The organism is Nocardia carnea (assembly GCF_029868855.1).
GTDB classification, from domain to species: domain Bacteria; phylum Actinomycetota; class Actinomycetes; order Mycobacteriales; family Mycobacteriaceae; genus Nocardia; species Nocardia carnea_A.
In genome coordinates this window covers 1-1,288 of record NZ_JARWOV010000032.1, presented here as the reverse complement: position 1 = coordinate 1,288, position 1,288 = coordinate 1, and the positions used below count along the sequence as shown (strand labels likewise).

General features: G+C 64.1%; 1 protein-coding gene. It reads left to right on the top strand.

The window, feature by feature from the left end:
• A partial coding sequence (locus tag QH195_RS02715) for an amino acid adenylation domain-containing protein (RefSeq protein ID WP_280434217.1) occupies window positions 1–1,288 on the top strand: 1,288 nt, incomplete at both ends.

The following is a 1,288-nucleotide window of genomic DNA, read 5'->3' as shown; positions in this document are numbered from 1 at the left end:
CGCAGACGTTGCGCGCACGGGCAGCTTCGGCGCCGGCCGTGACGTTGCTCTCGACAGTGACAGTGTGGGTGTGCTTGCGGGTGTGCCGGTCCTGGCCCTGGATGGGTTGGATACCAGCGGTTTCGATGCTGCGCCGGTGACTGATGCGGATCGGCTCGCGCCGGTGCGGTCCTCGAATACCGCCTACGTGATTTTCACTTCTGGTTCTACCGGTCGTCCGAAGGGTGTGGCGGTGCCGCATTCGGCGATCGCGAACCAGGTCGCGTGGATGCTGGCGGAGTATCCGATGGATGCGGGTGACGTTTATCTGCAGAAGACGGCCACTACGTTCGACGTGTCGTTGTGGGGTTATTTCCTGCCGTTGGCCGCGGGCGCCCGTTTGGTGGTGGCGACTCCGGATGGTCATCGCGATCCCGAATATCTGGCGCGGGTGATCGCCGAGCAGCGCGTGACGGTGACGGATTTCGTGCCGTCGATGTTGACGGTTTTTGCCGCGCATACCGCGCCGGGGTCGGTGCCGAGTCTCGAGCATGTGTTCGTGATCGGTGAAGCGTTGCCGCCGGAGACGGTTACCGCGATGCACGCTATCTCCGATGCTGCGGTCCACAACCTTTACGGTCCGACCGAGGCTGCGGTGTCGATCACCTACTGGCAGGCGACCGGCGCGGAATCCGCGAGTGTGCCGATCGGTGTGCCGCAGTGGAACAGCCGTGTGTATGTGCTCGACGGTCGCTTGCGTCCGGTCCCCGAAGGTGTGACCGGTGAGCTGTACTTGGCCGGTGACCAGCTGGCTCGCGGGTACGTGACGCGTCCGGATCTGAGTTCGGACCGTTTCGTGGCGAGCCCGTTCGACAGCGGCCGGCGGATGTATCGCACGGGCGACCTCGTGCGGTGGACGCGTGTCGATGGTGATCCGGTGCTGGAGTACCTGGGCCGTACGGATTTCCAGGTGAAGTTCCGTGGTCAGCGGATCGAGTTGGGGGAGATCGAGTCGGCGTTGCTGGCGCAGCCGCAGGTGAGTCAGGCCGCGGTGACGGTTTCTGCTTCCCAGTTGGGTGAGCAGCTGGTCGCTTATGTGGTTCCGGCTCCGGGTCAGCAGATCGTGCAGACGACCGTGCTGGATGCCGTACGCGAGGTGCTGCCGACCTATATGGTTCCGGCGGCTGTGGTCGTACTGGATGCGTTCCCGTTGAATACTTCGGGCAAGTTGGATCGTAAGGCGTTGCCGGAGCCGGAGTTCGAGACTCGGGAGTTCCGGGCGCCGTCGACTCCGATCGAGGAGATCGTG